Consider the following 13,701-nt stretch of genomic DNA (forward strand, 5'->3'; position numbering starts at 1 on the left):
CCCGGGAAATAATTATTGTAGTTTTTGGATTCTGTCCCACTGGCTAACAATGTCAGTTACCCTGACACCAAAGTTTTCATCAATGACCACAACCTCGCCTTTGGCTATCAGCTTATTGTTGACAAGGATATCAACCGGTTCACCCGCCAGTTTATCAAGCTCAATGATCGCTCCTTGCGATAATTCCAGAATCTCTTTAATCTGCTTTTGCGTCCTTCCTAATTCTACAGTTACTCTAAGCGGAATGTCGAGCAATAAATTCAGGTTCGTATCATCCGCCTGTATATAAGGCGCGCCTTGAAAATTAGCAAACTGTACCGGTTGTACATTGATATTCCGGTTAGGAATGCTGCCATACGTATTCGGAGCCTGAGGACTCATCATCGGCGCTTCCTGTGAGTACGGATGTTGAACAGGCGGAGGCGGCATATACGATGGTTCCGGATGCACAGCTTGCGGCATCATAGGCGGTGCAGGTGGTGCCATTGGCGCTGATGGAGCCGGGCTCGGAGCCGAATCGAAGGACTGTTCCGGTTCTGAGACTGCCCCTCCCATCAACGTGGATACCAACTCTTTGGCAAATGTGACCGGAAGCAATTGCATAATTGTTGAATCGATTAAAGTGCCGATTTTGAGACTGAATGATATTTTGATAAAGACATCAACAGGAGGAAGATTGCTGACGCCCTCTCCGCTGTTGAGATCCAGAATATTGATTCCCGGCGGTGATATGTTAACAAACCGGTTGAAGATCGTGGACATTGAAGTTGCGGAGGACCCCATCATTTGATTCATGGCTTCCTGAACCGCACTGACATGAATCTCATTCAATTCCTGGTCTTCATCAACTTGTCCCTCCCCGCCCAACATTAAGTCCGCGATAACCTGTGCGTCACGCGTCTTGATGACAAGGGAATTTATGCCTTGAAAACCGTCCACATACTGGACATGCACCGCAACATGCGGCTTAGGGAATTCAGCTTCCAGGTCCTCACGCCTGATAACCGTTACCTTAGGTGTAGTAATATCAACTTTTCTTCCGAGCAGTGTGGATAAAGCCGTTGCTGCACTGCCAAAGGTGATATTCCCTATTTCACCGAGCGCATCCTGTTCGATAAAGCTAATGTAGTCCTCGGGCTTAAAATCCTGAGAGCCTCCGCTATCCGAAGCTTCCGCTTCACCCGAAGATTGCCGCAGCAATGCATCAATCTCTTCTTGCGATAAATAATCCTTACTCGTCATGTTCTTCAACTCCTTCACTGACAATCTCATCGATCTGCACAGCCAACCGATCCTTTACAGAGCCCGGACTGCCGATAAACTTCAGTTTTTCGCCCACTTTAATATGTAATCCCTCACCTACATTTTTGTTCAAAGCGATAACATCTCCTAGTGCCAATCCGAGAAACTCACGAACCGATATGGTTGAACTTCCAAGCTCCGCTACAATCGCCAGCTTTGCTTTGGAGACCCGTTGTTCGAGAACCTCGACTTCTTCCGGTGCACGGGATTTCTTCTGTGAGACGAACCAGTGATGGACAGACAAACGTGACATAATCGGCTCAATGACAACATGAGGAATACACAGGTTGATCATACCGGTTGTTTCACCGATTTTAGTGCTTAGCGATATTAGCGCAATCGTTTCATTAGGCGATACGATTTGCATAAACTGCGGATTCGTTTCCAGCGCCTCCAGCCTAGGCGACAAATCTATAACCGTTTTCCAAGCCTCCTGCAAACTATCGAAAGCCCTGCTGAAGATCCTTTCCATCACAATGGTTTCGATCTCTGTCAAAGCATTGATTTTAGAAGGCGCGGAGCCTTGCCCACCGAGCAGCCGATCCAACATGGCATAGGCTACATTCGGATGTACCTCAAGCACCATTCTTCCTTCCAGAGGTTCCGCTTCAAAAATGTTCAGGATCGTCATCTTCGGAATCGAACGAATAAATTCGTCGTAAGGCAATTGCTCCACCTGAACAACATTGATTTGGACAAAGGTGCGAAGCTGTGCTGAGAAATAAGTTGTCAAAAACCGGGCGAAATTCTCATGAATCCTCGTTAAGCTTCGAATGTGATCTTTCGAGAAGCGGACTGCACGCTTGAAATCATAGGCACGCACTTTTTTCTGCGTTTCTTCCTTTTTTAGTTCCTCAGCATCCATTTCGCCGGAAGAAAGCGCCGCAAGCAACGCATCGATCTCATTCTGCGATAATACATCTACCAATCCTCTCCCCCCTCTCAAAGGAATAAAAATATATATAAGGCATAACTTACAGACTGGTTATTATAAAGTTAGTGATTTCAACGTTAGTGAGCTTGCCTTCCGGTTCCAGAACGGGATTGATCAAATTAATCAATTTTGCGGACAACGCATCCTTTCCTTTGGAGCCCCGTAATTCTTCAGGCGTAAGGTCAGATAACGTTCGAATAATAATCGGTTTAATTTGAATATCTTTAATTTGTTCGAAATCTTCTTTTGTCTTTTTAGCATCTAATTGAAACGCCAGGCTGATCACGACAAGGTAGTCGGTATCCGCTAGATTTGTCCGAACATCCAAAATTTCGGATGTCAGCTCAACACGCTTCTCAGCGCTGATTTTTTTAGGTTCTACATTTTCTACACTGCTCTGCGCTTCCTGAGTTGCATTTCCCGGCTCAGGATTATTGAAAAACTGATTGAACAGGAAAACCGCTACAACAGCAATCAACGTGATCGCAAGCAATATGGTGATGAGCCAAGGCAGCATCTTTTTCATTTCTAAGGTCCCTCCGTTTGTTCCATCCTCATACTAGCTGCATACACACCTATCGTACGAAGGTAATCCTTGATCAAGGCGATCAGCTCTGCCGAGCTTTCCCGCGCCAAATATTTCTTTCCGGTTGTTAAGGTGATCAGCGTATCTGGAACCTCTTCGATGGTTTCGATCAGCAGCGCGTTAACAATCACTGTTGTACCGTTCAATCGCGTCACAGCTATCATGGTTTTCCTCCTAAAGCCCTGGAGAGGCGGCTAGCGCCTCTCCGCCGGCGCTAAGATTATCGTTTCAAATTCACAACTTCTTGAAGCACTTCATCCGAGGTCGTGATAATTCGGGAATTGGCTTGGAAGCCACGTTGGGCAATAATCATTTCGGTGAACTCAGAAGTCAAATCAACGTTAGACATCTCAAGCTGACCGGAGACGATTGCTCCTGTACCGGCTTCCGCATCATTGGCTGCAACCACCTCAACACCATCAGGGCTGGCATTTGGAGTCACACGATACATATTACCGCCGATTTTCTCCAAGCCGTTAGGATTCACAACCCTTACGACACCGACCTGAAAATCAGTCGGTTCACTGGTGCCGTCCGCATTAACCGCTATAATCGTCCCATCCTGAGCGATCGAGAAAGCCGTCACTTCTTCGCCCAGCGTGATCAAGCCGCCACCTACTGTATTGACGAAATAGCCGTCACCGGTAACAAGCTGGCGATTGGCGTCAAGCGTGAAATTGCCTGCACGGGTCAAGTAAGGAACCTCTTGATCCGGAGATGCGGTTACAGCAAAAAATCCATCTCCGTCAATCCGCAAATCAGTTGCAACGTTTGTAGTCATTGCGCTGCCAGGGGTATGTACCGTATCGATTGCGGCGATCGCGACCCCAAGTCCGATTTGCTTGGCATTTACCCCGCCAACAGCCCCCTCTTCAGGCGCTGTCACACCGGACACTGTCTGGCTTAAAATATCCTTGAACATAACTCGGCCAGCTTTAAAACCAACGGTATTAACATTTGAAATATTATTGCCGATCACGTCAAGCTTGGTCTGAAAACCGCGCATGCCGGATACACCGGAATACATTGATCTTAACATAGCGGAATCGTCCTCCCGATTATCTGTTTGTCGTAATGAACTGGACTGCTTCAATCGATCAGCAGCCCGGGGCTTCCTATTCGGTCCAGCCCTTAAGTAATGACCACGGCACTATCAATTTGCGTAAAAACATTGCCAAGCATCGTTTTCCCTTCCATAGCAGTGACGACGGTTCGGCTTGGAACATTGACGATCATTGCAATATCACGGAAAAGCACGAGAGAATCCTTTGCGCCTTTCGCTTCGGCTTGATCAATCGCGGTTGCGATTCTATTGATCTGCTCAGGCTTGAATGAAATGCCTCTTTGCTGCATACGAACTTCCGCATGATGGCTAAATTTCAATACCTTCTCATCCAGCAGATCCCGGAATCCCTTTGTGCCGGAATCGGCCCCAGTTGAAACCGGAGGCTTGCGCACACTAAGTGGTGCAGTATGTGCGGGATACAACTGACCGATACTAATGCGATCACTCATGTCGCTTCCTCACCACCCTTTACGGATATGGAGAGAATCTTATCTACCGGTATCGTTTTTTCTCCTACGCTCGCATATTGAACACCATCAGTGACGACTATCGCGTCTACTGTTCCGGAGTTTAATACGTTTTGGCCTGCCCCGTTCACATCCATCCATTCGATTGTTTTGCCAATCATATTGGATGCCGTTCCAAGATTATGACGCATCAACGTAATCTCACTGGCCATATTCATAAGCTGTTCAACGGAAGAGAACTGGGCCATCTGTGCAATAAATTCGCGGTCTTGAAGCGGCTGCATCGGATCCTGATGCCTTAATTGCGTGACCAAAATCTTAAGAAAATCATCTTTACCAAGCGTATTGTCCTTCGGCTTAGCCGCCGCCTGTACATTGCTTTGATTATAGTTAGGCCATACACTTTTGGTTGAGATCATATCACCCGCCATCCGTGCCTTCACCTCCATTCAGTCCGTTCATTCACGACTGCTGATTATGCTGTTACATTGATTCCTCTGCCATATCCCAAGTCATGAATCACGGCTTGTTCGACCAATTCGGGTTCAAAACCGTCCTCAAAGCGTTCACCCTTTGATTTATGCTGTTCCGATGTATGCTGCTGCCCGGAATTGGATTGGCGTCCATCCTGAAATAACTGGCTTTGGAAAGCATTGCTGCTCTGTGTGACCTCCAGTTTGTCCACTTGCAATCCTTGAAGCTGCAAAGCGGTTCGAAGCTGGGAAAGCTGATTCTCGATCATGTCCTTCGCCAATCCGTTCTCCGTCATAAAATGGGCGGTTAACTGGCCGTTCTGGATGGTAATTCGAATATCCACTTGTCCGAGCTGCTCAGGAAAGAGGGAAATCTTAGCTTCAGAGAAACCAGTTGCGCTCGTCAGGCTTAATTGTTTGACCATAAAGCTGCCCATTTTATCGGCAAACTGCTGAACCGGTATCGGCTGCACCTCCATCTTTGGCGCTGCATGCAGGACTCTGCTTGCATCATGGGAACCCGTCGCTGTATGGACCAGTAAAGGATTGGAGTCAGCTTCAACTGCGGTTGCTTCTGTAGCCGAGGATTGGTTTGCCGTTTCACTGTTTACTTTCGCCAGCAAGATTGGATTGAACACGGAATGGCTCAATCGGTGCAATTGCGAATTTGACCCTTCAGCAGCGTTAGTGACTTGAACGGATCCGCCCTTCAGGTCAAGCATGTCTTGTTCGCTTTTTACCACCGTTTGGTTTTGTTCCGCTTTCCCGACAAGAAGCTGTTTTAAAGCTTGCAGCTGTTGTTCGATCATCGGAGCAAAGGTTTGTTCCGTTTGCTTGCCCATTCCTTGCTTAAACAATGCTTGCAATTGGCTTAATACTTCATGTATGCCTGATCTGAGTGATGTTTCGGAATGTTTATCACCCTGCAGCGCATGGACCATGTTTACCTGCTCTGATGGGATATCTGTATCAGCCGTTTTGTGCGTGATGGTCAGGCCCATTGAGACCAATAGAGCGTTCAACTGTTCAAACATCGCTTCAAGCTGTTCTACATCCTCGCTATCCGCCTCTTGTCCTGTGTCAGCATTGGCAATCATCTGTTTCAGCTCATCAATTAACGCTGTCCAATCCGTCTGTTTCGTTTCCGATAGAAGCGGCATTATGTCGCCTGTCAGTGCGCTTGCGAGCATTACAGGACCCGGAGTAGTTGAAGCTGTAGGCTGTGGCGCCCCGGGAGTGCCAGATATAAAATGAACCAGCATATCCGTAAAGCCGCCAGCTGCGGCGGTACCCTCGGCTGCGCCCGCTTTAACAGCTCCAGTCTGTGAGGTAGCCGATGCTGTCACTGCCGATGCCGCTAAAATTTGACCTGCTGCCATTTGCATTTTTTCACCTCCTTTCGTGAAATTTGCCTTTGAAAATTAATTCATTAAGTTAGAAACCAAGCGAGCAGTCAAATCTTCATTCTGGGCCGACATTTCCGCGAGGATCTGTGAGCGCGGAGCACTATCAACTGCATTCAGGATACGCAAAACCTTACTTTGACTAACTTCAGCCATTTTTAACAGCAGGTCTGCTGCGCTTGCTGCAGGCATGGATGAAAAAGTTGCATTTAACTGGGCTTCATCCAGGACAGCCGCTTCAACCGCTGTGGCCGATTGCATTCGATTCACTCTGGCTTGTAATGCCGCAATCTGTTGATCTTTTGCCGAAGTGATATCTTTCATTAAAATCGTTGCATCTGCCGCCGTTTTCGGATTCATCCGCTCCAAAATTCGTACCCGGTTCTCCGGTCTCATCGCATTTAGAATAAGTACCATCTCTTCCATTTCCATGCTTTGCATAATCGGAGCTGCTTTGCTTGGCGTAATTTGCGCATACATTGCAGCTAAGTTTTGGATATGGCTGGTGTATTCTTCGTCGTCCAGAAGCTTCTCATCATTAATCCGTTGGAGCTGCTCCACTTGGCCTTCTAAATCAGCGATCAATTGATCTTGTTTGGTAGAATCGGCAGTAGCTTGACTGAGTTCAGCTTCTTTAGATGCCAGCAGCGCTTCAAGCTCGGTGATTCTCTTCGATGTATTTGTTGATCTAAGCGCTTCTTCTGACAGCTCGTTCTGCGCTCCCGGCGCATCCGGCAGCATGCTGCCTATGATCGGGATTTGATTGCCGATCTCGAGCGCTTTGTTTCGAAGATCTACATTAAACAGGATCAACAGCACACCGAGCAAAACGAGCGTAAAAAGAATTGGCGTCACAAAAAACATAAAACGCTCAAATCTGCTGTAGCTTCTTTCCTCTTCTAAGTCCGCCAATTTATTCCCTCCTCGTTGCCCAAGGCTAGATCATTACTTCACTATTGAGCCGGAATCATGTAACGGGCGGTTGCCATTTCATCCAGTTCATTCTGTTCTTTTAACTGCATGGTATGTGAGAAGCGATGAAAAGCCTGTTCCTTTGCTTTCAGCCATACCTTCTCATCTTTCATTTTTACTGATAATCTGGATTGCTCGAGCTCCACTTCTGATTTCGCTGTATGTACGTCATTGTATTTTTTGGCTATACATTCATCGATATGGTCTAAGTAGCTTTGAAGAAGCGTCAATTCAGAAAGAGTAACGATTTGCATGGATGCGTTATGCAATTTTTCCTGCCAAGCCGCTCGATCGAGCAATAACTGGTCCAGCTTTTGCTCCTCCGACTGAAGCTTACCCAACGCCGTTGAAAGCATCCATTCCGCCTGCGTTTTTTCACTCTTCTTCAGATCGACGATTTTCTGGTAAGGATAGTGATATCGGGCCATTCCATTCTTCATCTCCTGTAGAAGTCGATAATTAACCTTTGTTTAGCTTCTTCATAGCTGACTTTTTCACTTGTTTTTTGCTGCGTAAAACCGCGAATCATATCATGATATTGGATGGCTCGATCAATCTCTGCATTTGAACCGATCTGGTACGCCCCAATATTTATGAGATCTTCCGAATCTCTATATATAGACAGCAGTCGTTTTAATTCATTCGCTGCATCCTGTTGGTCTTCCGGCACGATGTCTTTCATTACACGGCTGACTGATGCGAGGACATCGATTGCCGGGAAATGTCCTTTATGCGCCAGCCCCCTGCTTAGAACGATATGGCCGTCAAGGATACCACGAACGGCATCGGCGATCGGTTCATTCATATCGTCACCATCGACAAGCACGGTGTAGAAAGCAGTAATAGATCCGCTCGGTCCGGTACCTGCACGTTCCAACAGCTTTGGCAGTTCAGCAAATACAGAAGGCGTATAACCGCGTGTTGCAGGCGGCTCGCCAATCGCCAATCCAACCTCACGCAGCGCCATTGCATATCGGGTGACTGAATCCATCATCAACATGACGTTTAATCCGCGATCTCTAAAATACTCGGCAATCGTGGTCGCGATTAGCGCGCCTTTCATTCGGATTAATGCCGGCTGGTCGGATGTTGCAACGATAACAACGGACCTCGCAAGTCCTTCAGGACCTAGATCCTTCTCAATAAATTCAAGCACTTCCCTGCCACGTTCGCCAATAAGCGCGATCACGTTGACATCCGCCGAAGTGTTCCGCGCAATCATGCCCAGCAGTGTGCTTTTGCCAACACCTGAACCGGCAAAAATACCGACCCGCTGGCCTTGGCCTACGGTCAAAAGTCCGTCTATTGCCCGGACACCTATACTTAGCGGTTGTACGACCCGGGGTCTAAGCAGCGGGTTGCTGGGTGTGTTATAAGTCGAATAATGAGGCATGCGGCTTGAAATGAATGATCCGTCAAGCGGCTGGCCTAACCCATCAAGCACTTTGCCTAGCAATTCCGACCCGACCTGTACGGTAAGCGGCTTTCCAGTTCCTACGACATCACATCCGGGACCAATCGATTGCAGATCACCAAGCGGCATCAGTATGACTTTATTGTTGCGAAAGCCGACGACCTCCGCTTTCAAAGGCTTTGCCGATTTGGTCGGATAGATATAACATACATCGCCAACACTTGCATCGGGTCCTTCAGACTCTACCGTAAGTCCGATTACCTGTGTCACCTTACCATTGACTCTGACGGGATCCAATGGACGTAAATGTTCGATAAAGCGATTTACATCAAGCTTGGGCATGTTCATCGGATAGCCTCCGCTCTTCGCTTTGCAGCGCCAGTTGTATAAGCTCGCGTTTGATTTCCTCCAGCTGAGTGTCTATTCTCGCATCAATGCTGCCGAATGCAGATCGAATGACACAGCCATGATCCTTAACTGTTGCATCCGGCAAAATTTGCAGCTCAGCTTGCGAATCAATCGCCAAAGCCAATTCCTCCCGGGCTGCCTGAACGAAGGATAAATATTTAGGTGCGACGCATAATGTGATCACGCCCTGCTCCCGCTTCCTTGAAAGACATTTTCGAATCAATTCCAAAGCCATATCAGGTGAGATGGTCAACTGCTTGCCAAGTACCTTTTCAGCAATTGCACAGCTAAGTTCAACCAAAAACGGCTCCGCTTCTTGAATGATTTGCTCTTTCATCAGATAGGCTTGCTGCAGCAGCTGGCTGGATTCACTGATTGTATCCTCCCATTTCCTGCTGTTCTCGGCCTCAGCATGCCGGAAGCCCTCTTGATATCCTTGCTCGTAAGCGGATTGACGGACGGCCTCGACCGTTTTCTCATCTTCAGCGCGCTTTTGAAGCCACCATGCATCAATTTGGGCGCGGGCATCATTTAACATGATCTCCGATTGCTCGGCTGCCTGTTTGATCCTTTCTTCCGCGAATGCTTCGGCATCCTGTAAAATCTGATCTCTCATTGAAATGGTTTCGTCATCAGGGCCAGGCGGTTCCTGCTCCACTACAATCTCATTCTCAATGACAGGAGCTGGCACATATCTGTTTTCCCATTGGAGATGTTTCAAATCTTCAATCGCAATGACATGCGAGGATTTGAACAAATTAGACAACGATATCATCTCCTCCACCACGGGCGATAATGACCTCACCGGCTTCCTCAAGCCTGCGAATTGTCGCTACGATACGTGTCTGGGCCTCTTCAACGTCACGCAGTCTGACCGGTCCCATGAATTCCATCTCTTCTTTGAATGTTTCCGACATGCGCTTGGACATATTGCGGAAAATCGCATCACGCACCTCTTCACTAGCAACTTTGAGCGCCAGCTGAAGATCAGCATTTTCGATATCCCGGATAATCCGTTGAATCGAACGGTTATCGATGTTGACTATATCTTCAAATACAAACATCCGTTTCTTAATTTCTTCCGCCAGCTCAGGGTCCTGAATCTCAAGTGAATCGAGAATTGTACGCTCTGTTCCACGATCAACACCATTTAATATTTGAACAATTGATTCAATACCCCCTGCAATGGTGTAATCTTGTGTAACGGTAGCAGAAAGCTTCTGTTCCAAGACTCGCTCTACCTGAGATATCACTTCTGGGGAAGTGCTGTCCATCAAAGCGATTCTTCTTGCAACATCCGCTTGCTTTTCTTGAGGCAAGGACGATAGAATCGCCGCAGACTGATCGGACTGCAGATAGGATAATACCAAAGCAATGGTCTGAGAATTTTCATTTTGAATAAAGTTCAAGATCTGTCCCGGATCCGCTTTACGTGCGAAATCAAACGGCCTTACCTGCAATGTTGCAGTGAGACGATTGATAACATCAAGCGCTTTTTGCTCGCCGAGCGCCTTCTCTAGAATCGTTTTTGCATAGGCGATGCCGCCCTGTGTAATATATTCCTGCGCCATACATATCTGATGAAATTCTGCAAGAATCGTGTCCTTTTCTATGCTGTCGACCTTACGAACATTTGCAATTTCCAGTGTTAATTGTTCGATTTCTTCATCCCGCAAATGTTTAAAGATTTGTGCCGACACTTCAGGGCCAAGTGTTATGAGCAAAATGGCCGCTTTTTGTCGTCCTGTTAGCCCTTGCATTGTTTTAGCCATTAGACTCACCTCTATTCATCCACAAGCCATGTGCGAAGCAAATTAACAAAGTCTTCGGGCTTGCGTTTTGCCAATTGCTCCAATTGCTTCCGTACTTGACTGTCATTCGTGACGTTTTCCAGATCGATCGTCGGATATTCCACTTTGGCAGGCTGGAGAAGCTCTTCTTCTTCAATAACCGCTTGTTTACGCCGGCGGATCAACATAAATGCAAGGCCGCCGATAAGTGCCAGTGCTACGACACCAATCCCGATTGCCCAAGGCAAGGAAAGACCGGTATTGGAAGTATCACCCGTGTTGCCTGCAAACTGCTGGGCAATAACAGACACTTTTTTTCCCATCAGCAGATCATCATCAACATTTTGTCCTGAATCCGCAAGTTGAGCGCGGACAAGAGCGGTTAGGTAATTTGTAATTTCATTTCTGCGGTCATCGGACAATTCAGCTGCTTCAAGACCAACACTTATGGAAAGATCTTTCACGACAAAAGGACCTGAAACAATTTCATTGGTAATTCGGTTTACATCATAATTTGTGGTGCGGGACATATCTTCAGAACTCGATGTGCCCTGTCCGTCAGTCGCTTGATAACCAGGAACATCCGTTTCGCCCGTACCTGTCACACCGCCAACTTGTCCTTCCGTACCGGTAGATGTGCTGTTGGTCTCGGACTGACTGATAATAATTCCATTGTTATTGTTATCTTCCAATGGACGCACAAGCATTTCCGTCGTGCTTTTTTGATCAAAATTCAAGCTGCTCGCAACGCTGATAACTAAACCTTCAGCACCATACATGGCACCTAAAAACTGCTGAATATTCCGTCTGATCTCATTTTCGAATTTACGTTGAATTTGAAATTGCACATCAATCGGCTGCGAAGCGCCTACCCCATTGCCGGTAAGCTTCGACGAAGGAAACAACTCGCCGCCTTCTTGACTTGTAATCGTAATATCCTCAACCGCCAAATTAGGAATCGCCGTTTTGACAAGATTGAAATATCCGTCGACTTCCGCTTGCGTAGGCCGGTAACCCGGTTTGAAGGTCATCATGATCGATGCGGATGCCTGTTCGACCTGATCGGGATTCATAAAGACCGTTTCTTCGGGAAGATTCACCAGCACATTCGTCCTTTGAATGCCGTTCATCCCATTTAACAACCTTTGAATCTCGCCGTTCAACGCATTGCGGTACATGACATTGAATTCGTTGTCGGTTCTGCCGAATGCGGATGAGCTCTGACCGAAAACATCAAAGCCAATCGAACCGTTCTGCACCAGTCCTTGCGACCCTACATCCACTCTAACCTTGGATGCCTGCGCGCTTGGCACGGAAATGGTCGTCCCGTCAGGACCTAATTGATAAGGGATACCACTTGACTCCAGATGATTTATAATCGCTGCAGCATCAGTCGCGTCTAAGTTTTGAAACGCTAACTCATACTCCGTTTTTGAAAAAATCATGGTAAGAAAGATAGTAGATAGGATTAAGATACCGATTGTTGCGCCGAATAACATTTTTTGTGTCTTACTTAGTTGCATCCAATATTGAGCTGCCCTCACCCGATATTGGGCGATTTTTTCGTTCACGATTCCACCTCACCCAATGCTTTGCTCGTACAATTATAGCTGCATCCGCATAATCTCATGATAAGCTTCAATCACCTTGTTGCGGACTTGGGAAGTGAGCTGCAAACTTAGCTGAGCTTGCTCGGCAGTAATCATAACTTCGGAAACATCCGCCTGACCGAGAATGAAACGATCGGTTACCTTACTTACAGCGTGCTCTTGCTCGTTTACCCCATCTATCGCAGTTTTAAGAAACTCTCCAAAGCTTTTCGTGACCTCAGATGGGGTAACCGCTTGGCCGGCTGCCGATTCAATAAGCCGCGATGGCTGTCCTGCTCCAACCGTCACATTTGTAATCATTGTAATCCCTCCATTCGTTATTTACCGATTTCCAACGCTTTGACAAACATGGATTTGGTAGCATTCAACGCCGTCACATTCGCTTCATACGAACGTGTGGCGGATATCATATCGACCATTTCCTTGAGCACGTCAACGTTGGGCATCTTCACATAGCCAGCAGCGTCCGCATCCGGATGACTTGGATTGTACACCAGCTTTGAAGGCGTTCGGTCATTCATGATCTGAGTCACTTTAACGCCCCCGGACGCTTGTCCGTGTGACATTTCTCGGTTCAGAACATCAGAAAACTTAGGTTTAATCGGCTCCATGACCGTTAATTTTCGTATGTATGGTTCAAACTGTCCGTTTACTAACTTCCCCCTCGTCGTTTCAGCATTGGCAATATTCGAAGATATGACATCCATTCTAAGGCGCTGTGCCGTTAAGGCTGACGCACTTGCATCAAATCCGTTGTTTAATTTCACCCTTGACCACTCCCATTTATGCCTGTTCGCAGCATTCGAGCCTCATGACTGACCTGTTGCACAAACAAATTGTACCGCAGCTGATTTTTGGCTAATAACGACATTTCGCGATCAATATCGACATTGTTCACGTTGTTATTCATCACTGATAGTTGGTCCGTAACAATATGAGCTTGCGGCGCCTCGGCAGAATGTGCAAGCCCCATATGTTTGGGATGGGTCCTTTTCATCGGCAGCTGCGTGCCCGGTTCCCCCTTGTTCATTGCCTGATCCAAGATATTTTCAAAAACGACTTCGGATCTTTTGAAGTATGGCGTGTCCGCATTAGCAATATTATTAGAAATTACTTCTTGACGCAGTTCGGCAGCATGCAGCGCACCTTCGAGTCTTCGGAACGCGGAGCCATTCAATAATTTCACGGAAATCTCCCGCTTTCTCAGCTTTAGTCTTTTATTAGTCTTTTATTAATTCAACAGATTTAGCTTCTTTCCTTCTTTCTTCGACAAAAG

The 13,701-nt window shown here is 47.0% G+C and carries 17 protein-coding genes; all 17 read right to left on the reverse strand.

All coding sequences use genetic code 11. The annotated features are described in order from the left end of the window. Nucleotides 1-12: 12 nt before the first annotated feature. Nucleotides 13-1,242, reverse strand: a complete 1,230-nt coding sequence (gene fliY, locus IEW11_RS15775; protein ID WP_188532031.1) for a flagellar motor switch phosphatase FliY — start codon at nucleotides 1,240-1,242, stop codon at nucleotides 13-15. Beyond that, complete coding sequence (gene fliM, locus IEW11_RS15780) at nucleotides 1,232-2,230, reverse strand: flagellar motor switch protein FliM (protein ID WP_188532032.1); 999 nt, start codon at nucleotides 2,228-2,230, stop codon at nucleotides 1,232-1,234. The genes fliY and fliM overlap by 11 nt, the downstream gene beginning before the upstream one ends. Before the next feature lie 46 nt (nucleotides 2,231-2,276). After that, on the reverse strand, nucleotides 2,277-2,762 hold the full coding sequence (locus tag IEW11_RS15785) for a flagellar basal body-associated FliL family protein (RefSeq protein WP_188532033.1): 486 nt from the start codon (nucleotides 2,760-2,762) through the stop codon (nucleotides 2,277-2,279). 2 nt (nucleotides 2,763-2,764) lie between these two features. Further along, nucleotides 2,765-2,986: a flagellar FlbD family protein gene (locus tag IEW11_RS15790; protein ID WP_188532034.1), complete on the reverse strand. Its 222-nt coding sequence runs from the start codon at nucleotides 2,984-2,986 to the stop codon at nucleotides 2,765-2,767. A gap of 56 nt (nucleotides 2,987-3,042) precedes the next feature. Next, nucleotides 3,043-3,861: a flagellar basal body rod protein FlgG gene (flgG, locus tag IEW11_RS15795; protein ID WP_188532035.1), complete on the reverse strand. Its 819-nt coding sequence runs from the start codon at nucleotides 3,859-3,861 to the stop codon at nucleotides 3,043-3,045. 92 nt (nucleotides 3,862-3,953) lie between these two features. Further along, complete coding sequence (locus IEW11_RS15800) at nucleotides 3,954-4,337, reverse strand: TIGR02530 family flagellar biosynthesis protein (protein WP_188532036.1); 384 nt, start codon at nucleotides 4,335-4,337, stop codon at nucleotides 3,954-3,956. Continuing rightward, nucleotides 4,334-4,786: a flagellar hook capping FlgD N-terminal domain-containing protein gene (locus IEW11_RS15805; protein ID WP_188532037.1), complete on the reverse strand. Its 453-nt coding sequence runs from the start codon at nucleotides 4,784-4,786 to the stop codon at nucleotides 4,334-4,336. The genes IEW11_RS15800 and IEW11_RS15805 overlap by 4 nt, the downstream gene beginning before the upstream one ends. Before the next feature lie 44 nt (nucleotides 4,787-4,830). Beyond that, complete coding sequence (locus IEW11_RS15810) at nucleotides 4,831-6,213, reverse strand: flagellar hook-length control protein FliK (RefSeq protein ID WP_188532038.1); 1,383 nt, start codon at nucleotides 6,211-6,213, stop codon at nucleotides 4,831-4,833. Nucleotides 6,214-6,249: 36 nt separating this feature from the next. Further along, the gene (locus IEW11_RS15815) at nucleotides 6,250-7,143 is read right to left on the reverse strand and encodes a MotE family protein (protein ID WP_188532039.1); all 894 of its coding nucleotides are present in this window, start codon (nucleotides 7,141-7,143) and stop codon (nucleotides 6,250-6,252) included. 41 nt (nucleotides 7,144-7,184) lie between these two features. Further along, nucleotides 7,185-7,631, reverse strand: a complete 447-nt coding sequence (fliJ, locus tag IEW11_RS15820) for a flagellar export protein FliJ (protein ID WP_188532040.1) — start codon at nucleotides 7,629-7,631, stop codon at nucleotides 7,185-7,187. An 8-nt stretch (nucleotides 7,632-7,639) separates the two neighbouring features. After that, on the reverse strand, nucleotides 7,640-8,965 hold the full coding sequence (gene fliI / locus IEW11_RS15825) for a flagellar protein export ATPase FliI (protein WP_373289332.1): 1,326 nt from the start codon (nucleotides 8,963-8,965) through the stop codon (nucleotides 7,640-7,642). Beyond that, nucleotides 8,946-9,791, reverse strand: a complete 846-nt coding sequence (locus tag IEW11_RS15830; protein ID WP_188532041.1) for a FliH/SctL family protein — start codon at nucleotides 9,789-9,791, stop codon at nucleotides 8,946-8,948. The genes fliI and IEW11_RS15830 overlap by 20 nt, the downstream gene beginning before the upstream one ends. After that, on the reverse strand, nucleotides 9,784-10,797 hold the full coding sequence (gene fliG / locus IEW11_RS15835; RefSeq protein WP_188532042.1) for a flagellar motor switch protein FliG: 1,014 nt from the start codon (nucleotides 10,795-10,797) through the stop codon (nucleotides 9,784-9,786). Before fliG ends, IEW11_RS15830 begins: the two co-directional genes overlap by 8 nt. An 11-nt stretch (nucleotides 10,798-10,808) precedes the next feature. Then, nucleotides 10,809-12,386 (reverse strand): flagellar basal-body MS-ring/collar protein FliF, encoded by a 1,578-nt coding sequence (gene fliF / locus IEW11_RS15840; RefSeq protein WP_188532043.1) that lies wholly within the window; start codon nucleotides 12,384-12,386, stop codon nucleotides 10,809-10,811. Between the two features lie 33 nt (nucleotides 12,387-12,419). After that, on the reverse strand, nucleotides 12,420-12,725 hold the full coding sequence (fliE, locus tag IEW11_RS15845) for a flagellar hook-basal body complex protein FliE (RefSeq protein WP_188532044.1): 306 nt from the start codon (nucleotides 12,723-12,725) through the stop codon (nucleotides 12,420-12,422). A 17-nt stretch (nucleotides 12,726-12,742) separates the two neighbouring features. Then, nucleotides 12,743-13,192: a flagellar basal body rod protein FlgC gene (gene flgC / locus IEW11_RS15850; RefSeq protein ID WP_188532045.1), complete on the reverse strand. Its 450-nt coding sequence runs from the start codon at nucleotides 13,190-13,192 to the stop codon at nucleotides 12,743-12,745. Then, nucleotides 13,189-13,611 carry a flagellar basal body rod protein FlgB gene (gene flgB, locus IEW11_RS15855; protein ID WP_188532046.1) on the reverse strand — a complete coding sequence of 141 codons (423 nt, stop codon included), beginning with the start codon at nucleotides 13,609-13,611 and terminating at the stop codon, nucleotides 13,189-13,191. Before flgB ends, flgC begins: the two co-directional genes overlap by 4 nt. Nucleotides 13,612-13,701: the final 90 nt, after the last annotated feature.

This window comes from Paenibacillus abyssi (assembly GCF_014640295.1).
GTDB classification, from domain to species: domain Bacteria; phylum Bacillota; class Bacilli; order Paenibacillales; family Paenibacillaceae; genus Paenibacillus_D; species Paenibacillus_D abyssi.